Raw genomic sequence first — 20,201 nt, 5'->3', positions numbered from 1 at the left:
ATTTTTACCTACTTTTAACGCACGAACGAAGTCCGTGCTAAAGTAGCAAATACTAAAGTCCCCATAAATGGGGTACCCCACTTGTGGGGCTTCAGGTGGGTCAAGGGAGCGTAGCTTCTTGTCGCAAAGTGGAGCTTTGCTCCACTGCGAAGTTAAAAATAGTTTCCCCTGCCCCTTAAAGAAAAGAATTTAAAAAAGTTTGTCGCAAAGACTAGCTTGGCTCTAGCGAAGTTAAACTATAATTTTATCCGCATTTGTCGGATAGATAACTTCAGGTGGGTCAAGGGAGCGTAGCTCCTTGTCGTAAAGACTAGCTTTGCTAGTCTGCGAAGTAAATATTTAAGTGGGAAGGGGGACGCTTTTTGGCAGACGCTACCCCTTCCCCCTTAACAACCCCCAACCCCTTGTAAAAGCCTTCTAATGTTGCTGAGCTACGCTCAGGTTTAATATGGCTTTTTATAAAATAAAAATGCCAAACTGGGAAGGGGCCCTGATTTTTAAGGGATAGGGGAAACTGTTTTGGCTTTCAAATTTTAGTTTCCCCTGTCCTTTAAAGAAAAGAATTTAAAAAACTTTGGTCGCAAAGATTAGCTTGGCTCTAGCGAAGTAAAAATAGGAACTTTCTCAAAGAGAGTGTAAAGCATAAGAGTAACGCATGTTTTAATAGCAAAATCCTTAAGAGTGTTATGTATAGATTTTTACTTATGCTTTTTATAATGGTAATTGTTTAGATTATAATAGTAGTTAAAGGTTTTATATATACACTTATTGGCATTATTTTTACTATTAAATTTAATAATTATATTAAGATTAGCATAAATAAATTTTATTATTTTTTAAAATATTTGTATATAAAATTTAGTAAAAGAGCCACTTAAATTAATAAGTGGCTTTAATGCTAATGTAAGCTCTCAATATAGCTCATCGCACTAAGTGCGGCTACAGCACCATCAGCAGCTGCACTAACTACTTGTTTAGGTGCATCTTGTCTTAAATCTCCTGCGGCAAATAGCCCTGGAGTTGAAGTTTGCATTTTTAGATCTACTTTGACTTGACCAGTAGGCAAAATATCGCAAATAAATTTATCTCCATCTTTTAAAACTTCATTTCTTACATTTAACCCAACAAATGTAAATATTCCAGGAACGACTAAATCTCTTATACTTCCATCATTTAATTTAACTTTAACGCCCTTTACACCGGCTACACTATCGCCATATACCTCTTCTATTGTAGCGTTTAAGATTAACTCTATTTTCTCATTTTTCTTAACTTTTTCAACAGAGCTTGGAGCTGCTCTAAATGTATCACGGCGATGGATTAAATAGACTTTTGAGCAAATTCTTGATAAATATTCAGCTTCTTCAATAGCAGTATCGCCACCACCTAAAACTGCTACTTCTTTATTTTTATAAAAAAATCCATCGCAAGTAGCGCAAGTGCTAACTCCTTTGCCAAAAAATTCATCTTCACCTTTAAATCCAGCTCTTTTTGGAGTTGAGCCTGTGCAGACAATCACCGCTTTTGCCTCTTCTGTCTTGCCACCTTCTAAGGTAATAGTAAAGCTACCATCGCTATTTTTAGATACTTTTTCTACTCCAGCCATCTCATGCCTTAGACCAAATCTTGTGCATTGCTCAAGCCATGGAGCCATAAAACTCATACCATCCATTACGGTTGCTACGCCAGGGTAGTTTTCCATCTCAGAGCTACTGGTGATTTGACCGCCAGGCATTCCTTTTTCAAACATTACGACATTTTTTAACCCACCACGAGTAGCATAAAGCCCTGCACTAAGACCAGCTGGTCCCCCACCGATTATAGCTACATCTAACATAGTTTCTCCTAATTTTAAATTTATATCTATATAATATTTACAGATATTACATAAAAATAAATTTGATATAAAAGAATGATTTGAATTGAAGTGAGTTAGGGGCTTACAGCCCCTGTTAATTATAGAAGTGAGTTTATTTTTTCTGCGATTGCAGTTTTAGATTGAGCACCGATTAAAGTATCTTTAATCTCTCCATTTTTGAAAAATAGTAGAGTTGGAATAGAGCGAACGCCATACTCTACAGCCAAATCTTGAACTTCATCTGTATTTACTTTGCAGATTTTTGCCTTGCCATCGAACTCTTCGGCTAATTCATCAATAACTGGAGCTAACATTCTGCATGGTCCGCACCATGGAGCCCAGAAATCCACTAAAGCGACACCCTCTTTAGCGATATTGAAATTTTCAGCAGTTAAGTCAATATATTTACCCATTTTTATCTCCTTTATGGTTTATAGTAAAATTATACATTAAAAAAGTTAAACTAAAAATAACAAACATAATTTTAGGTAACTCAAACTTCATCAAATCAGAAAATATTATAAAATATAAAAGTTAATAAATTTTATTAATTATTAAATTTTAAAAAAATATGGCAAGAAATTTAATCAATATGTGATATTTTCTATCAATTCTATATCTTCGCCATTAATGCAGATTAAATCAATTTGATAAGGAATATTTGAGTTTAAACTTAGCATATAAAAATCTATAGCTTTAATTATTTTTTCTAATTTGGATTTGGTTACTCTATAAATTGTTTGATAATCTTTAGTAGAGGCTTTAACTTCGATAAAATGGAGAGTTGATCCATTACTAGCGATAATATCAATCTCTCCAAATTTGGTTTTGTAGTTTAACTCCAAAATTTTATAGCCATTTTTGGCCAGATATTTGGCTGCTTTTTTCTCAGATTCATGCCCAAAAAGATACTCTTTTAAGCCCAAATTTAACTCTCAATCCTAATCATAAATGGCTTAGCCTTGATGAAGTTTTCGTTTTTTAGGTTATCAATCACTCTTAACATATCAGCCTCTAAGCAAGTATGAGTGGTAAAAAATAGTGTAGCATACTCATTATCTTTGCTTTTGGCTTTTTGCAAGAAGCTATCTATTGAGAGATTATTTTGGCTCATTAAATTCGTAATCTTAGCCAAAACCCCCACTTCATCAGCAACTTTTAATCTTAAATAATATTTAGTTTTGATCTCATTTGGTTTTAATAACCTAAGTGGCAAGGACTCAAGTGGTGCTTTATAGCCAAGCATAGGGTTTCTAATCTCTCTAGCTATATCTATTAAATCACTTATAACAGCACTTGCAGTAGCACTTCCACCAGCACCAGCCCCATAAAATAAGCTCTCTCCCACAGCATCGCCTACGACGCTTACAGCATTCATAACTCCATTTACATTTGCTAGCATCTTATCCTTGCTTATAAATGCTGGATGAACTCTTAGCTCTAAGGTGCCTTCATCACGCTTAGCAATGGCTAAAAGCTTAATGGCATATTCAAATTCATTAGCAAAATATATATCTTCACTGCTAATTTCACTTATGCCCTCTATCATAATATCTTCTGGTTTAGCATGTACGCAGTAGGCAATACTAGCTAAAATTAGCAATTTATGAGCCGTGTCAAATCCGCCTATATCAAATGTCGGGTCTGCTTCAGCATATCCTAGCTCTTGAGCCATTTTAAGAGCTTTATCAAATTGAATTCCACTACTCATCATACTTGTTAAAATATAGTTGCTAGTGCCATTCATTATCCCTATAATTTTTTGGATATGATTTGCACTTAATCCCTCTCTTAGGGCTTTTATGATTGGAATTCCACCAGCGACACTAGCTTCATAGCCAAATGCCGTATCTCCAGCTAATGCTTCAAGCTCATTTCTATAGTATGCTAAAAGGGCTTTATTTGCCGTTACTACCGCCTTTTTACGCTCTAAAATTTTGCTTACTATCTCATATGGTTTATCGATCCCACCCATAAGCTCTACAAATACATCTATATCATCTCTATCTATCACACTTTGAAGATCATCGCTTAGTGGGATTATAGGGTTTTTGTGCTTGGATAGATCTCTTACTACACCTATTACGGGCTCTATGCTTACACCAGCTCTAGAGGCTATTAAGTCGCTATTTTTTATAAGGACATTAGCAACTTCACTTCCTACCGTTCCAAAGCCTAATATTGCTACTCTCATTGGACTTCTTTTAGATATTTTTTGATATTTCTTGCAGCTTGGCGAATTCTATTTTCATTTTCTATAAAAGCTATTCTTACATAGTCATCTCCAGCTACGCCAAATCCAGCCCCAGGGCTTACAGCTACACAGGCTTTGGTTAATAGCTGCTTGGCAAATTCTTTGCTACTTATGTTGCCTACTTGTGGTGGAAGCTTTGCCCAAGCAAACATACTAGCTCTTGGCTTGGCTATATCCCAGCCAGCTGCACTAAATGCCTCTATGAGAGTATCTCTTCGCTTTTCATAAGTTTGTCTGATTTGCTCAACGCAATCTTGATCGCCATCAAGTGCCACGGTGGCTGCTACTTGAATAGGAGTAAACATTCCATAATCAAACCAAGATTTTATCTTTTTAAGTGCTGCTACTAGCTTTTTATTTCCACAGATAAAGCCTACACGCCAACCTGCCATATTATATGATTTTGATAGAGTATAGCACTCTACGGCCACATCTTTAGCGCCATCTACTTCAAATATGCTTGGAGTTTTGTATCCATCAAATGTAAGCTCAGCATAAGCTATATCGCTAATTATATAAAATCTCTCACGCTTTGCAGTCTCTACAAGCCTTTCATAAAAGCTCTTTTGGCATGTTACTGTAGTTGGGTTGTGAGGGAAATTTACCACTACATATTTTGGTTTTGGTATGCTCTCTTTTATGGCGATTTCTAAATTTTCAAAGAATTTATTCTCATCTAATTCATAATTTATATTATAGATTAGAGGCATTTTGGTTACATTGCCACCAGCTATAATAAATGCTTGAGTGTGTATAGGATAGGCAGGATCAGGCACGATGGCGACATCTCCTGGGTTGGTTATAGCTTGAACTAAATGGACAAAGCCCTCCTTGCTACCCATAGTGGCGACTGCTTCTGTTTCAGGGTCTAAGATGACGCCATACTTTCGCTTATACCAATTACATATCGCAACACGAAGTTTATAGATACCTTGAGAGACGCTGTAGCCATGTGTTTTATCTTTCATAGCACTTTCGCATAGTTTGTCTATTATGTGCTGCGGTGTCCTGCCATCTGGATTTCCCATAGAAAAATCTATAATATCAGCACCATCTCTTCTTGCTGCCATTTTAATGGCATTGACTTCTGCAAAAGCGTAGTTTGGCAATCTCTCAATGGTATTAAACCTTATCTCATCAAACACAACTAACTCCTTAATTTGATTTTATATAAATTTTTAAACCTCGTTTAATATTTTCTAAGCTAAAAGCATCATCTATGAGTAAATAGTATGAATTTGGAGGAAATTTGATATAAATTTCCTTTTCTGGCTTATCTGATTTGATCTGAGTTATTAAATTTAAATCCCTATCAAGCACCCTTATATCGCATATCCAGCTATCTGATATATAGCTTTTTATCAATGCTTCACTCTTTTGATTTATATTTAAAAAATATGGCTCAAGTGGCTTAGCAAGGTCAAATTCTACATCGCTAATATAATCATGAGTAGATAGCACAGCCTTAGAAGCATCAATGCTATAAGTGAAGCTAAATTCTCCATCACGCTTAATATCTTTGATAAATATCTGGTTTTTGCCAAGCTCTTTATATAGTGTGCCAGGGTCAAGGATAAATCTTGAGCTCATTGAAATTTGCCAGACTATCCCTTCGGTGTTGCTTTTTAAAGATTTGCTTAAAAAATATGAGTATCCAATGCTTTTTAGTGCTTCAGATATACTCTTAAACATCAAAATATCAGAAGTTGGACTATAAAATGCAATTTCTAAATTTACAGGCTTAGAGTAGCTAATATTTAAAAGCGAATTTACCCTTAGGGTATTTGTGATTTTAGCATAGTTTGGGTTGCCGTTATTATCTATAAATTCAGATTGTATAGCAAATATTTTTTCTATTTTATCTCTATTTTTAGCGTAAGTTTGTTCTGATATAATGCTTTTAATATTGCTATATAGATCAAAGCCAAAACAACTCATAGCAAGGATAAATAATAGAGATATTGATTTTACCATTGAGCGCCTCTATTTAGCTTGACAAATTCAGCATAATCAATCTCTTTTATAACTCCATTTTCTACTACAAATCTCAATGGTTTTTGCAATGTAAATTTTTTCTGATTGCCATCTAATTCTAAGGTAAGCTCACCATGGCCTGTTTGGATTAGTTGGTCTATGCTTAAATTTATATCTAAAGCATTTTTGGTTGTGTATGATTTTTTATTTTTGCCATCTATGTTTTTGATGCCTATCCAAATGGATTTAGCTGGGATAATTTTAGCTATTTTATCTGCTTGATTTACTATTTGTGGAGTTTGAATCTCTATGCTTTGGATGGTTGAATTTGATTCTGTTATAGTGGCGTTATCATCGCTTATAGCTAGAGTTTTGTTATCTTCTATATTAGTGATATTTTCATCATTTTGTGCCGCTACGCTATCTGTGCTTTTTAAATTCTCTTTAGCGGATTCTACTACCGTGGTAGCGGAGTATGCAATGCTTTGGTTTTTCTCAAAATTTAGCAACTCTATACCATCTAAAATATTGGTAAATTTAATCAGCCAAACGATAGCTACAGCTATTAAAGCTATGATTAAAATTATCGTTAGAGCCTTGCTATTATCGCTCTTTGGAGTATATGCTGGAATTTTAGGTGCCACACTGCAATTAGAGCTACCAGCACAACCATTTTCTTTACAATAAGCATTATACTCATCTATCCAATCTTGAAGGTCTAGCCCATACTCACGACTTATGATTTTAGCAAAGCCAGAAGCGTTTAATTTACGAAGTTTTTCATAATTTTTCTCACACATATACTCTAAATATTCAGTCTCTATATGAGTGCGTTTAGTGATCTCTTTAAGATCCATTTCTAAAAGTTTTTCTATACCATTAGCCATTTACAATCCTATCAAATAATATTCCAAATGCCACGCTGACATTTAAGCTATCCCAATCCCTACGCATATTTATGCCTAGGATATTATCACACTTTTGTAATACCTTATTTGGTATTCCTTCACCTTCACTACCCATAATTATAGCGGTTTTAGGGGTAAATTTAAAATCTTTAGCACTCTTGCCACCAGCGTTTGCAGCGTAAATTTTAAATCCAACCTGCTTTAACTCATTGATAAAGCTCAATCCATCATCACAAAGAGCGATTGGCAACTCATACGCCGCACCGCTACTAGAGCGTATTATGCCTTGTATTGCTAGATTTTGGTTTTTTCCTACTACGATTACTCCTCCAGCTCCTAGGGCATATGCAGTTCTTACTATAGCACCGATATTTCCCACATCGCTTAAACCATATAAAACTACCAAATAATCAGACTTTTTAATCTCATTTAAAGTGGCAAATTCATACTCTTTTACCTTTGCTAAAAAGCCTTGATGATTGCCACCACGGGCGAGTGCTTGAGCTTTTTGATTATCAACTTTTTGAATTTTCAAGCCAACTTTTGCTATTTGGTTGAATATATCTTTTTGAACCTCTTTTGCTAGATATATCTCTTCAAGCTTCTCTTTGTGATGTTTTAACAAATGTAAAAATAGCTGTTTTCCATAGACAATCATAGTGCTTATGGTATCTAAAAGCCCTTAAATTTTAGCTTATTTTTATAGATAAATTTAGTAAATTTTCTATTTTAATTTTGATTGGTTAATTGGTTATATATCTCTTTGACGCTTTTGCCTGTTAATTTGCTTAGTAATTTTGCCTTTTGCTTTGGCGGGATATCTAATTCATCAATATCTGATATTGTGATTTTTTCATAATTTGACACATTTGAAGCGGCGATTACTACGCACCATTCGCCTTTTAGGTTGGCGTTTTTTAGCTTTATTACTAAATTTTGTGCTGAATCTTTAAATTTGGTTTCAAATCTCTTTGTAGCCTCTTTAATAGCGAAAATTTCTCTATTTGGCTCCATTTTTGCTACTGAAGTAATAAGCTCAAAAACTCTTTTTGGTGATTCGTATATAACTACTGGATAGGGTGAGTTAAGGGCATTTTGTAAGGCTATATCTCTATCTTTTCCATTATTTGGTAAAAATCCTAAAAAGCTAAACTCCTTTTCTACTAGCCCACTAGCTGCTACTGCTAAAAGCAAGGCGTTTGATCCGCTTAACACTTCGTAATTGATGGAGTTTTTCTGGGCGAATTTGACTAAGGATACTCCTGGATCGCTAATACAAGGCATACCGGCATCACTTACATATACTACGATTTTTTCTACCAATTTACTAACTTCAAATTTAGCAAAAAACTCACTCTCATTATGAGTGTGTAAGGAGTAAAACTCAGATGGCTTTATATCTAGATTATATCTTGAATTTAGAAGTTTTATAAAAGATTTAGTTACTCTACTATCTTCACAAATGATAATATCGCAAAGGTTCAAGATGTCCAGGCATCTCTTTGAAATATCATCTAAATTACCAATTGGAGTAGGAAGAAAGTAGAGCAAACTACTATTTTATACCATATTTTTTCTTAAATTTATCTACACGACCTGCGCTATCTACGATCTTTTCACTACCTGTGAAGAATGGATGACAAGCATTGCAAATATCTACTTTTATCTCTGCTTTATTTGATCTGCTTTTAAAAGTATTTCCGCAAGCGCAACTAACTGTGCATTCAACATACTCTGGATGTATATCTTTTTTCATTGCTTTTCCTTTTTTTGAGTTTAAAAATTGGGATTTTATCTAAATTTGGCTTAAATTTCCTTGATTAATCTGCTTTCATTTGGCGCCATCTCTATTATCTCCCATGGGAGGCCTTGTTTATTTAGCTCATCCATAAATGGCTTAGCATCAAATTCCTCCATATTAAACACTCCATTTGCCTTCCAAATCCCCTTTGCTACCATCATTGAGCCTATCATTGCTGGCACTCCTGTGGTGTAGCTAACCGCACCAACGCCAGTTTCTTTATAGCACTCTTCATGGTCGCATACATTATATATATAGATTTTTTTTGGTTTTCCATCTTTTATACCAGTGATTACGCAGCCTATATTTGTCTTGCCTTTAGTTCTAGCGCCCAAGCTTGCTGGGTCTGGTAGTAAGGTTTTTAAAAATTGAATTGGCACGATTTTTACTCCATTGTGCTCAACCTCATCGATTCTTAGCATACCGACATTTTCTAGGCATTTCATATGGGTTAGGTAGCTTTGGCCAAAGGTCATAAAGAAGCGAATTTGCTTTAGAGTAGGGATATTTTTTACTAGGCTTTCTAGCTCTTCGTGGTATAGCAAGTAGCTATCTTTTGGGCCAATTTTTGGGTAGTCCCAGCTAAATCCTATCTCCATTGGCTTAGTTTCAATCCATTTGCCATCTTTGTAGTATCTACCTTTTGCGCTGACTTCACGCAAATTTATCTCTGGATTGAAATTTGTAGCAAACGCATAGCCATGATCTCCAGCGTTACAATCTAAAATATCGATATACTCAATCTCATCAAATATATATTGTTTCGCATAGGCACAATAGACATTAGTAACGCCTGGGTCAAATCCGCTACCAAGTAACGCCATAGTGTTAGCAGATTTAAAATCGCTATCTTTAGCCCATTGAAGTTTATACTCAAATTTAGCTGTATCTGGGTGCTCGTAATTGGCCGTATCTATGTATGGAATTTTAGCCTTAGAGCAAGCGTCCATTAGGGTCAAATCCTGATATGGCAAAGCGACATTTAAGAGTAAATCGGCCTTAATATCCCTAATAAGCTTTACAACCGCATCTGTATCATCAGCATCTATCACCGCTGTATCAATATCTATATTTAATCTATCCTTTATAAATTTAGCTATCTTATCGCATTTGCTTTTGGTGCGACTTGCTAGAGTTATTTTGGTAAATACTTGCGAATTCATCGCACATTTTACCGTTGCTGCTTGGCTTACTCCGCCAGCTCCAATGATTAAAATATGGCTCATTTGCTATCCTTATATATGAAATTTTTAAATTATAGCTAAATTTAGCTAAAACTCCTTTAATTCTAGGTTGATAAATTTAAAAAATATTTAGCGAAGTTCAAAGGCAATCTCCATAGAAATGCTATATTTTTTATCTATTTTTTCTAAATTTGGCTTTGTGTTTTTAATAGCGTTTAAAGCTGCTTCATTTAGCAATTTATATTGGCTAGGGCGTGAGATTTTCTCATTGCTTATACCGCTTTTATCTATTTGAAACTCCACTCCCACTACGCCACTTAATCTAGCTCTTCTAGCAGCTCTTGGATAGATGGTATTTTTGGCTATTTCATCTTTTAAGGCTTTAAATACTGGATCGTTACTACCTAGTGGTATTATTTGCTCTTGGGTAGCAAAGTAGTGTTTAGCTGGTGTTTGCGTTTCTTGTGAGTTATGATCTGTTTGTTTAATTTGTGCTTTGGGAGCTGGATTTGCAGATGGTAGTTTCGTGATTTTTTCGGCGGTTTTTGGCTTTTGTGGCTCTGGTTTTTTAAAATTTGGCTCTATGCTTTGAACTAGGGAAATTTCAAAATCACTACTACTATTATCCTTGCCTAGATATATTTTGCTACCAGCTACTACAAGCCATAAAAGCACCACATATATAAGTAGCGAAAGTATAAATGATACTAGATCAAATACCCTTTGCATAGTGCTTAGAAACTAGCTTTTAATTTTATCCAAAAGCTCCTACCTGGCTCATAAACCCTAGTGGTAGCTGGAATATCTAAAGTTGCTATTGCGGCTCCATTTTTGCTAGTATGATAGCTATATAGTGCGTTATTTAAATTCATCGCTGCTAACATTACTTGGTAATTATTATATTTATATCCAGCATTTAATCCAATAGTCCAAAAGCTATCGCTATAGCCTAGGTCTTTTCCGGCGACATTGCCGTAATTCTCCTTATATCTATGTTGGCTAGCATTGGCATAAAAATCCAAATCAACAAACCACTCATTACGCACTAGCCCAGCTACAGCTTTAAATGCTAAAGGTGAGATTTGTGGTAGTGGGTCTCCATCTTTTAATCCATTTGTATTTTTCAAATTTTTACCATATACATATGATAATCCAGCACCTAATTTATAAAAATTATCAATTAAAATTTCCATATCCATCTCCCCGCCCATTAGGAGTGCATCTGTATTAAAAGCCGATGTAGTAGTGCCATAATTTAGGACAATATAATCATCAATTTTAGATAAAAATAAATTTGTGCTTAAATTTATATTTCCATCATCATAAAGAGCACCCAAATCGATTTGATGATTTTTTTCAGTTTTTAAGTTCATTCCATCAATCTTTTGAAACTCCCAAAAATCAGAAGTTCTCTCAGCTCTACCAACCCCAGCATAGAGGCTTAATGCGTCATAATATCTCTCATAACGCATAAATCCAGAGATTGGGGTTTGCATTTTAGAGCGGTCAAATATCCCTATATTATACTTATCAATCTCAACCCTATCTATTCTTAGACCGCCAAATATACCATAATTCTCGCTGAAATACTCACTTTGAGTAAATATAGAAGTTGTGCTAATTAGAGCATTTTTATTGTAATTTTGAGAAAAGACTCTATTTTGTGCGTCAGTAGCACTAGTGGCATTTTGTGCCATTCTGCTAGAGTGCTTATCTTCTTTATAAGACCCACCGATATATGTGGTTATATCATCAAAATTTAGCTTTATTTCAGCTTTAGTGCCTATAATCTCTCTTTTTGGATTGCTAATATTATATCTATTTGGCATTGCTGGTCTTAGGCTAAAATTATCCATCACATGATCTATATAGTGGTAGTAGCCTTGTAAATTTAGAGTGTGTTTGCCTAAGACTTGCTCTAATGCAAGGTTATAAGACTCTCTTTGGAATTTTGTCCCATCCATAGCTCTATCAGCATAGGCTGCCTCACCATTGCCAAAATCCGCACTTAAGCTAATAGCACTCTCATCGTTTGGAGTTATAGTGCCAATTATGGCTCCTTGTTTGCGAAAATATTCTGAATGGACAATGTTGCCATCACCATCTTTATAATTATCACTTTGATAAATTCCGCCATTAATTTGAATACTACCAAGCTCATTACCACCTATGGCCTCGCCACTTAGCTCTTTTTGATTAAAACTACCAGCTAACATAGATATATCAGCACCATAGCTAGCATTATCTAGTCTGATAATCCCCCTATCAAAGACCAATCCACCATTAACTAAAGCCCCATATCGCACATCTTGAGGACCTTTTATTATTTTTATGGAGCGATAGTTTTGTGGTTCGATATATGTGATGGCTGTATCCATTCTACCACCGCAACCGCCTTGAATTTCAGATCCATCTATATATATAGGAAGTCTAGCCGAAAGTCCTGAGCGATATGATACTTCACTACCGCCACCACCTTTTCTAACCATATTAAATCCGCTTATATCAAGCAAGGATTTGGCTAAATCTGGAGAGTTAAGTATGGTATCTTTGGTTATTTGGGTGGTGGTAGGATTGTCTAAAATATTTTTTTCATAGCTTTGAGTTACATTTACCCTACCTAAATTCACATCTTGAGCATATAAACTCACAGCAGCACACAAAGCACAAAGCATTCTCATAAACTCTCCTTAAAGATTTATATAAGTAAATTTAATAATTATTTCAAATAGATTTATTCTCTAAATGATATTAAAATAATTATTAAATTAAACTTAGATTTACACTTTAATATTGCTTTTATTTATGCTGTTTAAAAGGGTTGTTATAGAAGTGTTATCTAAATTTTGTAAATTAGCAAATCTCTTAAAAGCGTCAGAGTAAATTTGCCTTTTGCTACTATAAGTTGAGCTATTACTGCTTTTGCCTTTTATCGGCGTTCTTTTTTCATCAGCTTGTGGCTCATTTTGTGCTTTGGTTTGGGGATTATCTGTCTTATTTTCTTCTAATTTTATCCCATTTAAATTCATATCTTTGGTTAAATTTTTGATAAATTCCATACTATCAGGACTATCTTTCCAATGCGACATAAGCTGAAATTTGACAAAATCTTTTATCTGTTTTTCTTGTGCTTTATCTCCTTTTTTATAATTTCCAGGATTAAGTGTATCTTTTATAGCGTAATCAACATCTATATATTTATCTATATTTTGGTATAGAAATATATTAAAAGCGTCCTTTTTATCTATATTATCGCCTAAATTTGGCATATTTTCTAAATTCAAACCGATATTTTCTAATTCCGATTTGCTAAAAGTTGAGTTTTTAAAATCTTTACCCAAAGCTAGATTAAAATCTATTAAAGCATTATTAGCTGTGTTTTTCCAGTTGATCTTTGCGTTAAACTCATCAACAAATCCTTTAAATATGCCAGTTGTATTTTGAATTAAGCCCGAAATTAAAAAATTACTATCTAAGCTACTTCTATACGCACCTTTTGTAGCCCCATCGCTATGGTATTGCATCATTTGTGTTAGCAATCCAAAGTCATTTGGTGGATTTAGTAAGGTTAATTCATTCTTATCATACAAAGCTCTGTCTGCTTTCATAGAAGGGTCATATATGGGAGTAGCTGCATTTTTAATATCCATTTAATAGCCTTTTTATACCTTTAAATTTAATTTTGCTAGTTGCTTTAATATCTCAAGCTCCGTTTTGCCATTATCAAATTCGCTTTTAATCATCTCGTAAAGCTTTTTTAGTCTCTCTATGGCTTCATCTTGATAAGTTTTATTATTTAATGAAAAGCCTTGGATTGGTGTAAAGGGCTTTTTTGTATCTTCTTTGTTAGCTTCATTTGAATTTGATTTATCATTTTTATATTCGCCAGCTTTTAGCTCTTTGAAAATATTCACTGCATTTTTAGCATCTTCATCGCTTATATCTAACCCATATTGTATCTTTATGACATGCTTTGCCCACTGGGCTTTGAAGTCTTCTACGCTAAGGTCTGAGTCTAGTAAGGATATGGTGTGTGGTAGCTCTCCTTCAAGCTCATAAATTTGCCAAGGGCTTATTATGGAGTTGGCATTTTGTAAGGCTAACTCTTCTACTGTGTATGGCGTGGTTCTAAGTGTGCGGCTTTTTGGATTTGGATTATACTGAAGTGCTTCTATCTGCTCTATTGCTATACCGCCACTTAAATCTATAAAATCTACCAAATCCTTAATCTCTTCTTTACTAAAATTTGGATCAAGTCCAGTTATCTTGCCCCAAATGCTTACCTTATCAGCATCAGCACTATATCTAGTAAATCCACTTAGCGGTCTATACTCATTTAATCCAGTTAATTTTACTCGCTCTTGATAACTTAGTAAGGATAAATCGCCATTGATGATATCAAATTTTTGCGCATATCCATATGTGCCATCGCTATTTTTTTGATAGCCAAATGCTTTAATGAGCTTCTCTTTTTGAGCTTCATCTAAATTTAATTTTAAATCTAATTTCACATCTTTTGAGCTTACCTTATATGGTTTTATGCCATCTTGGCTATTATCTAAATTTGCATTATTACCAACAAAATTTTTTATCTTATCCATCCAGTTGTTGTAATCATATAGATTACTGCTTATGGTAGCTAAATTTCCTATCTTATCCATAATCTTATCTTTAAATATATTTTATGCTATTTTGACATAAAATATATTAAAGTATAATTTTGTAATATTATTAATGGCTATATTTTATATTCTATAAAGTTAATAATATCTACTTAACATTTTAAGTATAGGCTTAGCTAGTTCTAGCCCCTTAGATCGGTGCGAAATTTGAAGCTTGATACTCTCATCAATCTGCCCTATAGTCTTATCAAATCCATCAGGAATAAACATAAAATCATACCCAAAGCCATTATCCCCAAGCTCTCTATCGATGACTTCTCCATGCATAAATCCATGGACGCCATATCTACCATATTTAGAGCCGATACCGATACAAGCGGTGTAAAATGCCTTAGAGCGGCTTAAACCTAATCTTTTTAACTCACTAATCAATTTTGCTCTATTGCTCGCATCACTTGCCCCTTCACCACTATATCTAGCCGAGTAGATCCCAGGAGCAAAGCCAAGCGCTTCAACGCTTATCCCGCTATCATCACTTAGAGCTATACACTCATTTTCAATTCCAAGCTCTTTAATCTTCTCATACACAGCATCTGCTTTTATCATCGCATTTTCATAAAAGCTCTTGCCATACTCTTGGATCTCAAATGGCTTACATATATCGCCCAAAGCCAAAACTTCAAATTGATTATAATAAGCTTTAATCTCCCTTACTTTATCCATATTATTTGTAGCTAAAACAATCTTCATCCAACCCTCCTATTTAGAATTTTTCTAACCCAAAACGCCACCAAACCCATCGCAACCACAAGGGCTAAGGCTAGCCAAAATTCATAGCTTTTATAATTTGCTATATTACTACCTAAATTTATAAATAGCACCGCACTAATAAACTTGCCAAGCACCCCAGCAATGATAAATTTAACAAAATCAAACCTCAACGCCCCAGCCATGTAATTCACGACATTATAAGGCACAATCGGTATTAATCTAAGCAAGAGTATTAGAGTAAATTCATCTTTACAAAATTTATTCTTAATAATCTCAAATTTATTAGCATTAAAAGCCTTGCTAAAATATCTTGCGATTATATACATAATAGCTGAGTTTATCCCGACCCCTATCATAGTGCATACAAGCGCCTCCCAAAAGCCAAAAATCGCCCCACCACCAATAGCTAAAATCCCAGCAGGAAATAAAAATATAGGCAAAACTATCCAAAATCCAGTATAAATAATCAAGCTAAATTGGCTATATTGACTTATAAAATTTGTCAAAATTTGCTGATTTAAGCTAGATAAAATCACAACACAAAGGGTTATAAAAACTATAAATAAAAACAATCTAACCATATTTTCTCTTTAAAAGCGTAATTTTAGCCAAATTTTTGCCAAAATTTGATAATAAATTTAAGCATATTTAGATAAAATTTACTCCATTTAATACAATTTTGGATTTTCAATGAAGCTTTTTGCTAGATATAGTTCGTTTATATATTTAAAATATTTTTTTATCATATTTATCTCTTTGATTGGATTTTATGTAGTTATCGATACACTAACTAATCTAAAAAATCTCCCAAGTAGTGCTAATTTACAGCTTATTTATGTTAGTTTGACTGCGTTAATTTCAGTTAATTATATCTTGCCAATATCTTTGGTTTTAGCGTTGATTGTAACTATGATTAATCTCATTCGCTCCAATGAATTAGTGAGCTTTTACGCTTTAGGAGTTAGTAAAAACCGCCTAATAATGCCGATTTTTACCATTGCTTTGGCTATTAGTTTTGGATATATTGGACTATGCTTTACACAATTTGCCTATGCTAAAGAGCGTCAAGAGTCGCTTGAGGATTTTCAAAGTTTTGAGAGATTTACTAACTGGATATTTTTGCGATTTGAGAATAAATTTATATATATTGATAAGCTTTTTGGGGATAAACAAAGTGCTAAAGATATAAAAATATTTGATATGAATGGCAGTCAAATTCTATCCCAAACCATCGCTAAAGAGGGTAGCTATAAGGATAATATCTGGATTTTAAAAGATAATACTATTATCACTTTACCACAAGATATTAAGCTAGGTGGCAGTGGACTTGAGATTAAAAATTTAGATGAGATAGTCGCACTTAATAACTTCCGCCCACGCATAATAGAGAGTATAAAAAATAGCGATAATCTCTACTCTATTGGCGATGCTATCGATGCTATTAGGACTTTTAAAAACGAAAATATCAATATAACTAAAATCAAATCCACACTATACTCAATGATATTTTTCCCGCTTTTTGCCCCGTTTATGATATTGATATTATACTACTATATGCCACTTACTGGGAGATTTGCGAGTTTGGCAATTGCTAGCTTTATATCGATTTTTGTATCGCTTTGTGTTTGGGGGGTGCTATTTTTATTAATACGAATTAGTATTAATGGTGCAATAGCTGCTGAATTTGGGATAATTTTACCAATTATTATATTAATGCTATTTGCTGGATATAAGGTATATAAGAATAGATAAATTCATCTTATTAAGCCAAAATTTTATAAAATATAAGTATCATAATAGGCAAATTAACTAGGTGAATTGTGGAATTTGTAAATTATCTTGGGCAAGAAAATGTAGTTACATTTTTTTTACTTCTTGTTAGAACTGGTGCTTTGATGGTGTTTTTCCCATTTTTTAACCACCTACAAATTCCAGTTGTCATCAAAGCTACGCTCTCATTTATGCTTACTCTTTACTTATTTCCACTTGCCCCACAGGTAAATCTTGATGGATTAAACATTCAGTATTTGATCTTAGAGGCCTTAGCAGAGATTATGCTTGGGCTGTGTGCGGGGCTATTTTTGACCTTGGTTTTTGGTGCGGTGCAGTTAGCTGGAGAGCAAATTTCGATGATTATGGGCTTTTCGATGGCTACGGTTATTGATCCACAAAGTGGAATTAATGCTCCACTAATCTCAAATATCTTAAATTTGATTGTGTTGCTAGCTTTTTTGCTATTTGATGGGCATCATTTGATACTATATTTTTTAGCTTATGGGCTTGAGTTTATCCCTCTTGGTGGATTTTATCCTGAGCAAAATATCATTAAATACGCAGCTCAAGGTATGGTAAATCTCTTTTTATACGGCTTTATCATCTCATTTCCTATTTTAGCTCTTACTTTAATGTCAGATTTAATATTTGGAATGCTTATGAAAACCATGCCACAATTTAATCTACTTGTAGTTGGCTATCCTATTAAAATTACCATCGCATTTGTGGTATTGATGGCTATACTTGCTGTGATTGTGAAGGTTTTTACAACGCTAATGATGAAGGTTTTAAATGATTTACCAAGTTTATTTTACTAAATAAAGCAATACATAATGAAAAATTTCGTAAAATAACGCAAATTTTTTAAGGTGTCATCTATGAAAGTAATTTTGCTAAATAACAACCCAGCAGTTTCAAAGCTTATAAGTGTGAGTTTAAATAAACTAGGATATGAATTTGTAGAGATTGATAATTTAGAAACTCTAGCTAGTGATAATGCTGATTTGATTATATGTGATAGTGGGCTTTATGATAATCAGGTAGATTACTTACAATATGCTAAAAATCAGCTATTTTTACTCCCTAGAAATAGATCTGATGAGTATAATCTACCAAAAGAGCAGATACTACAAAAACCATTTTTGCCAACTGATTTTATAGATATGATAAATGGAATTTTAAAAGCTACTCCTATGGAGATTAAGCCTACAAAACAAGAGTTAAATAAGCCTAATGATGGTATAAAAATAGGCAATGAATTTGGAGAAATTCAAGATATAGATGATATGAAATTTGACTCTGGCGATGATCTTAGCGATTTTGCTGATTTTAGCGATGATGAGCTACTAGATCATGATGGTGAAATAGAAGAGAAATTTGTAGAAAATGAAGTAAAAGAGCTAAAAGATGAGGATTTAGGGCAAGCCACAGATGAAATTAGTGATGATATCAGCCATATAGATGAGATTAGCGACCATACTGGTGGGAGCATAGATGAATTTAGCGAAATTAGCGATGATGAGATCAATGAAGTCAAAGATAAATTTGCTCAGATTGATGATATTAATAGCAATGATGATATACAAGCTATAGATGAGACCAAAGATGAATTTAGCGATATAGATGAAGTTAGTGATAATAGCGGCGATATTCAAGTGATAGATGAAGTTAAAGATGAATTTGCTCAGATTGATGATATTAATAGCAATGATGATATACAAGCTATAGATGAGATTAGCGACCATACTGGTGGGAGCATAGACGAATTTAGCGAAGTTGATGATGGAATTAGCGAGATTATTGATGAGATTAAAGATGATAAAATTAAAGAAATTAGCGATGATGAAGCAATTAACACTAGCGAAATTAAAGATAATGATGATAAGCCAAGCATCCAAGATATAACAAATGAGTATAAAAATATAGAACTTGATATATCTGCATTAGATGATTTGCCAGATGATGAAGTAAAATCTGAGCCCACAATAGAGGTTGAAGAGGTCAAAGAGCCAAAAGAGATTGATGATCTAGACTATACAGAGAATTTAGATAAGCTAAGCGATATGCTTGATGAGATAGATAATATGGATTGTAAGGATGAGGGTGTGAGTCAAACTATAGAAAATGAAGCTAAAATCGCTGATTTAAGTAGCTCTTATAAGGCTAATACAATTGATGAGATAGATGAAGTGGCGATTAAAGCAGCTTTAAATGAGGATATTAGCCAAACGCTAGAAGAGACTAAGTTGGTAAAATCAGATGAAACCACTAGTGAAAATGAGAACAAAGATGAATTAGCTAAGGTTTTAGCTACACAAATTAGCGATGAAATTAGTAAAGCTTTAAGTAGTAGTGCGTTAAAAGATATATTAAAAGATATTAATATTAATGTAAATATTAGTTTTAAAGGCGATAAATGAAAGGTCAAATTCTAATAATTAGCGGTCCTAGCGGAAGCGGTAAAAGCACGCTATTGTCTCGTTTAATGAGTGAATTTGACAATATATATTTTTCTATATCTAGCACCACAAGGATGCCACGAGATGGCGAACAAGATGGGGTTGATTATAATTTTATTAGTGTTGATGAGTTTAAAAAAGGAATTGATGAGGGTAAATTTTTAGAGTGGGCAAATGTGCATAAAAACTACTATGGCACCAGTCTTGAGCCGGTAGAAAAAGCACTAAAAGATGGTAAAATAGTGATATTTGATATTGATGTGCAAGGCTTTTATCTAGTTATGAAGAAGTATAGTAGCATTATCACATCTGTATTTATAACTACAAAAGATAGATATGAGCTTAAAAGACGCCTTATAAATCGAGGTAGTGATGACGCTCAAACTATAGAAAATAGGCTATTTAACGCAGCTACAGAGATAGCTCATATCGGCGAGTATGACTATCTAATAATCAACGAAAATATAGATAAATCATATGATTGTCTAAAATCTATATTTGTCTCTATGGGCTCAAAGAGCCAAAGTTTTGATATTAATGAAGTTATAGAGAGTTGGAATGAGTGTTAAATTTAAGATTTTTAAGGTAGAATTTACA

21 protein-coding genes are annotated in these 20,201 nt (G+C 33.8%); 4 read left to right on the top strand and 17 right to left on the bottom strand.

All coding sequences use genetic code 11. The annotated features are described in order from the left end of the window. Positions 1-898: 898 nt before the first annotated feature. The 17 genes from trxB to CSUIS19073_RS03275 all read right to left on the bottom strand — a co-directional run bounded on the left by trxB (position 899) and on the right by CSUIS19073_RS03275 (position 15,953). Positions 899-1,837, bottom strand: a complete 939-nt coding sequence (gene trxB, locus CSUIS19073_RS03355) for a thioredoxin-disulfide reductase (RefSeq protein ID WP_086237786.1) — start codon at positions 1,835-1,837, stop codon at positions 899-901. Positions 1,838-1,956: 119 nt separating this feature from the next. Beyond that, positions 1,957-2,271, bottom strand: coding sequence for a thioredoxin (trxA, locus tag CSUIS19073_RS03350; protein WP_086237785.1), 315 nt, complete (start codon positions 2,269-2,271; stop codon positions 1,957-1,959). 174 nt (positions 2,272-2,445) lie between these two features. After that, the gene (locus CSUIS19073_RS03345; RefSeq protein WP_086237784.1) at positions 2,446-2,784 is read right to left on the bottom strand and encodes a YraN family protein; all 339 of its coding nucleotides are present in this window, start codon (positions 2,782-2,784) and stop codon (positions 2,446-2,448) included. Positions 2,785-2,786: 2 nt separating this feature from the next. Further along, positions 2,787-4,052: a homoserine dehydrogenase gene (locus tag CSUIS19073_RS03340; protein ID WP_086237783.1), complete on the bottom strand. Its 1,266-nt coding sequence runs from the start codon at positions 4,050-4,052 to the stop codon at positions 2,787-2,789. Then, positions 4,049-5,257: an LL-diaminopimelate aminotransferase gene (locus CSUIS19073_RS03335; protein ID WP_086237782.1), complete on the bottom strand. Its 1,209-nt coding sequence runs from the start codon at positions 5,255-5,257 to the stop codon at positions 4,049-4,051. The genes CSUIS19073_RS03340 and CSUIS19073_RS03335 overlap by 4 nt, the downstream gene beginning before the upstream one ends. Positions 5,258-5,267: 10 nt before the next feature. Further along, complete coding sequence (locus CSUIS19073_RS03330) at positions 5,268-6,086, bottom strand: hypothetical protein (protein ID WP_086237781.1); 819 nt, start codon at positions 6,084-6,086, stop codon at positions 5,268-5,270. Continuing rightward, complete coding sequence (locus CSUIS19073_RS03325) at positions 6,080-6,973, bottom strand: hypothetical protein (protein WP_086237780.1); 894 nt, start codon at positions 6,971-6,973, stop codon at positions 6,080-6,082. The genes CSUIS19073_RS03330 and CSUIS19073_RS03325 overlap by 7 nt, the downstream gene beginning before the upstream one ends. Then, complete coding sequence (rlmB, locus tag CSUIS19073_RS03320) at positions 6,966-7,652, bottom strand: 23S rRNA (guanosine(2251)-2'-O)-methyltransferase RlmB (RefSeq protein WP_086242220.1); 687 nt, start codon at positions 7,650-7,652, stop codon at positions 6,966-6,968. The genes CSUIS19073_RS03325 and rlmB overlap by 8 nt, the downstream gene beginning before the upstream one ends. A gap of 71 nt (positions 7,653-7,723) precedes the next feature. Further along, the gene (gene rsmI / locus CSUIS19073_RS03315) at positions 7,724-8,545 is read right to left on the bottom strand and encodes a 16S rRNA (cytidine(1402)-2'-O)-methyltransferase (RefSeq protein ID WP_086242219.1); all 822 of its coding nucleotides are present in this window, start codon (positions 8,543-8,545) and stop codon (positions 7,724-7,726) included. 4 nt (positions 8,546-8,549) lie between these two features. Continuing rightward, the gene (rpmE, locus tag CSUIS19073_RS03310; protein ID WP_086237777.1) at positions 8,550-8,750 is read right to left on the bottom strand and encodes a 50S ribosomal protein L31; all 201 of its coding nucleotides are present in this window, start codon (positions 8,748-8,750) and stop codon (positions 8,550-8,552) included. A 50-nt stretch (positions 8,751-8,800) separates the two neighbouring features. Beyond that, a complete protein-coding gene (locus tag CSUIS19073_RS03305; RefSeq protein ID WP_086242218.1) occupies positions 8,801-10,021 on the bottom strand; it encodes a saccharopine dehydrogenase family protein in 1,221 nt (406 codons plus the stop codon). Between the two features lie 87 nt (positions 10,022-10,108). Continuing rightward, positions 10,109-10,708, bottom strand: a complete 600-nt coding sequence (locus CSUIS19073_RS03300) for an energy transducer TonB (RefSeq protein WP_086237775.1) — start codon at positions 10,706-10,708, stop codon at positions 10,109-10,111. 5 nt (positions 10,709-10,713) lie between these two features. Beyond that, positions 10,714-12,660: a TonB-dependent receptor domain-containing protein gene (locus CSUIS19073_RS03295; protein WP_086237774.1), complete on the bottom strand. Its 1,947-nt coding sequence runs from the start codon at positions 12,658-12,660 to the stop codon at positions 10,714-10,716. Positions 12,661-12,759: 99 nt separating this feature from the next. Continuing rightward, positions 12,760-13,629: a hypothetical protein gene (locus CSUIS19073_RS03290; protein ID WP_086237773.1), complete on the bottom strand. Its 870-nt coding sequence runs from the start codon at positions 13,627-13,629 to the stop codon at positions 12,760-12,762. Positions 13,630-13,641: 12 nt separating this feature from the next. Further along, the gene (locus CSUIS19073_RS03285; RefSeq protein WP_086237772.1) at positions 13,642-14,640 is read right to left on the bottom strand and encodes a hypothetical protein; all 999 of its coding nucleotides are present in this window, start codon (positions 14,638-14,640) and stop codon (positions 13,642-13,644) included. A gap of 99 nt (positions 14,641-14,739) precedes the next feature. Next, positions 14,740-15,351, bottom strand: coding sequence for a non-canonical purine NTP pyrophosphatase (locus CSUIS19073_RS03280; RefSeq protein ID WP_086242217.1), 612 nt, complete (start codon positions 15,349-15,351; stop codon positions 14,740-14,742). After that, entirely contained in the window at positions 15,348-15,953 is a 606-nt protein-coding gene (locus CSUIS19073_RS03275; RefSeq protein ID WP_086242216.1) for a TVP38/TMEM64 family protein, read from the bottom strand. Before CSUIS19073_RS03275 ends, CSUIS19073_RS03280 begins: the two co-directional genes overlap by 4 nt. A 109-nt stretch (positions 15,954-16,062) precedes the next feature. Between CSUIS19073_RS03275 and CSUIS19073_RS03270 the strand changes: the two genes are divergently transcribed. The 4 genes from CSUIS19073_RS03270 to gmk all read left to right on the top strand — a co-directional run bounded on the left by CSUIS19073_RS03270 (position 16,063) and on the right by gmk (position 20,173). After that, on the top strand, positions 16,063-17,124 hold the full coding sequence (locus tag CSUIS19073_RS03270; RefSeq protein ID WP_086242215.1) for an LptF/LptG family permease: 1,062 nt from the start codon (positions 16,063-16,065) through the stop codon (positions 17,122-17,124). 68 nt (positions 17,125-17,192) lie between these two features. Next, entirely contained in the window at positions 17,193-17,963 is a 771-nt protein-coding gene (gene fliR / locus CSUIS19073_RS03265) for a flagellar biosynthetic protein FliR (RefSeq protein WP_086242214.1), read from the top strand. Between the two features lie 60 nt (positions 17,964-18,023). Then, a complete protein-coding gene (locus CSUIS19073_RS03260; protein WP_086242213.1) occupies positions 18,024-19,565 on the top strand; it encodes a hypothetical protein in 1,542 nt (513 codons plus the stop codon). Further along, positions 19,562-20,173: a guanylate kinase gene (gene gmk / locus CSUIS19073_RS03255; RefSeq protein ID WP_086237766.1), complete on the top strand. Its 612-nt coding sequence runs from the start codon at positions 19,562-19,564 to the stop codon at positions 20,171-20,173. Before CSUIS19073_RS03260 ends, gmk begins: the two co-directional genes overlap by 4 nt. Positions 20,174-20,201 lie beyond the last annotated feature (28 nt).

It is taken from the genome of Campylobacter sp. RM19073, from assembly GCF_024723495.1.
GTDB lineage: Bacteria > Campylobacterota > Campylobacteria > Campylobacterales > Campylobacteraceae > Campylobacter > Campylobacter porcelli.
Note: the sequence above shows the minus strand (reverse complement) of the source record. Positions and strands in the feature narration are given on the sequence as shown.

Coding starts and splice junctions, on each gene's coding strand:
- CSUIS19073_RS03305 (WP_086242218.1), bottom strand. CDS start 10,021: ATGAGCCATATTTTAATCATTGGAGCTGGCGGAGTAAGCCAAGCAGCA.
- CSUIS19073_RS03270 (WP_086242215.1), top strand. CDS start 16,063: ATGAAGCTTTTTGCTAGATATAGTTCGTTTATATATTTAAAATATTTT.
- CSUIS19073_RS03275 (WP_086242216.1), bottom strand. CDS start 15,953: ATGGTTAGATTGTTTTTATTTATAGTTTTTATAACCCTTTGTGTTGTG.
- CSUIS19073_RS03330 (WP_086237781.1), bottom strand. CDS start 6,086: ATGGTAAAATCAATATCTCTATTATTTATCCTTGCTATGAGTTGTTTT.
- gmk (WP_086237766.1), top strand. CDS start 19,562: ATGAAAGGTCAAATTCTAATAATTAGCGGTCCTAGCGGAAGCGGTAAA.
- CSUIS19073_RS03340 (WP_086237783.1), bottom strand. CDS start 4,052: ATGAGAGTAGCAATATTAGGCTTTGGAACGGTAGGAAGTGAAGTTGCT.
- CSUIS19073_RS03280 (WP_086242217.1), bottom strand. CDS start 15,351: ATGAAGATTGTTTTAGCTACAAATAATATGGATAAAGTAAGGGAGATT.
- rlmB (WP_086242220.1), bottom strand. CDS start 7,652: ATGATTGTCTATGGAAAACAGCTATTTTTACATTTGTTAAAACATCAC.
- CSUIS19073_RS03295 (WP_086237774.1), bottom strand. CDS start 12,660: ATGAGAATGCTTTGTGCTTTGTGTGCTGCTGTGAGTTTATATGCTCAA.
- CSUIS19073_RS03285 (WP_086237772.1), bottom strand. CDS start 14,640: ATGGATAAGATAGGAAATTTAGCTACCATAAGCAGTAATCTATATGAT.
- trxB (WP_086237786.1), bottom strand. CDS start 1,837: ATGTTAGATGTAGCTATAATCGGTGGGGGACCAGCTGGTCTTAGTGCA.
- CSUIS19073_RS03290 (WP_086237773.1), bottom strand. CDS start 13,629: ATGGATATTAAAAATGCAGCTACTCCCATATATGACCCTTCTATGAAA.
- CSUIS19073_RS03325 (WP_086237780.1), bottom strand. CDS start 6,973: ATGGCTAATGGTATAGAAAAACTTTTAGAAATGGATCTTAAAGAGATC.
- rpmE (WP_086237777.1), bottom strand. CDS start 8,750: ATGAAAAAAGATATACATCCAGAGTATGTTGAATGCACAGTTAGTTGC.
- CSUIS19073_RS03260 (WP_086242213.1), top strand. CDS start 18,024: ATGAAAGTAATTTTGCTAAATAACAACCCAGCAGTTTCAAAGCTTATA.
- CSUIS19073_RS03300 (WP_086237775.1), bottom strand. CDS start 10,708: ATGCAAAGGGTATTTGATCTAGTATCATTTATACTTTCGCTACTTATA.
- trxA (WP_086237785.1), bottom strand. CDS start 2,271: ATGGGTAAATATATTGACTTAACTGCTGAAAATTTCAATATCGCTAAA.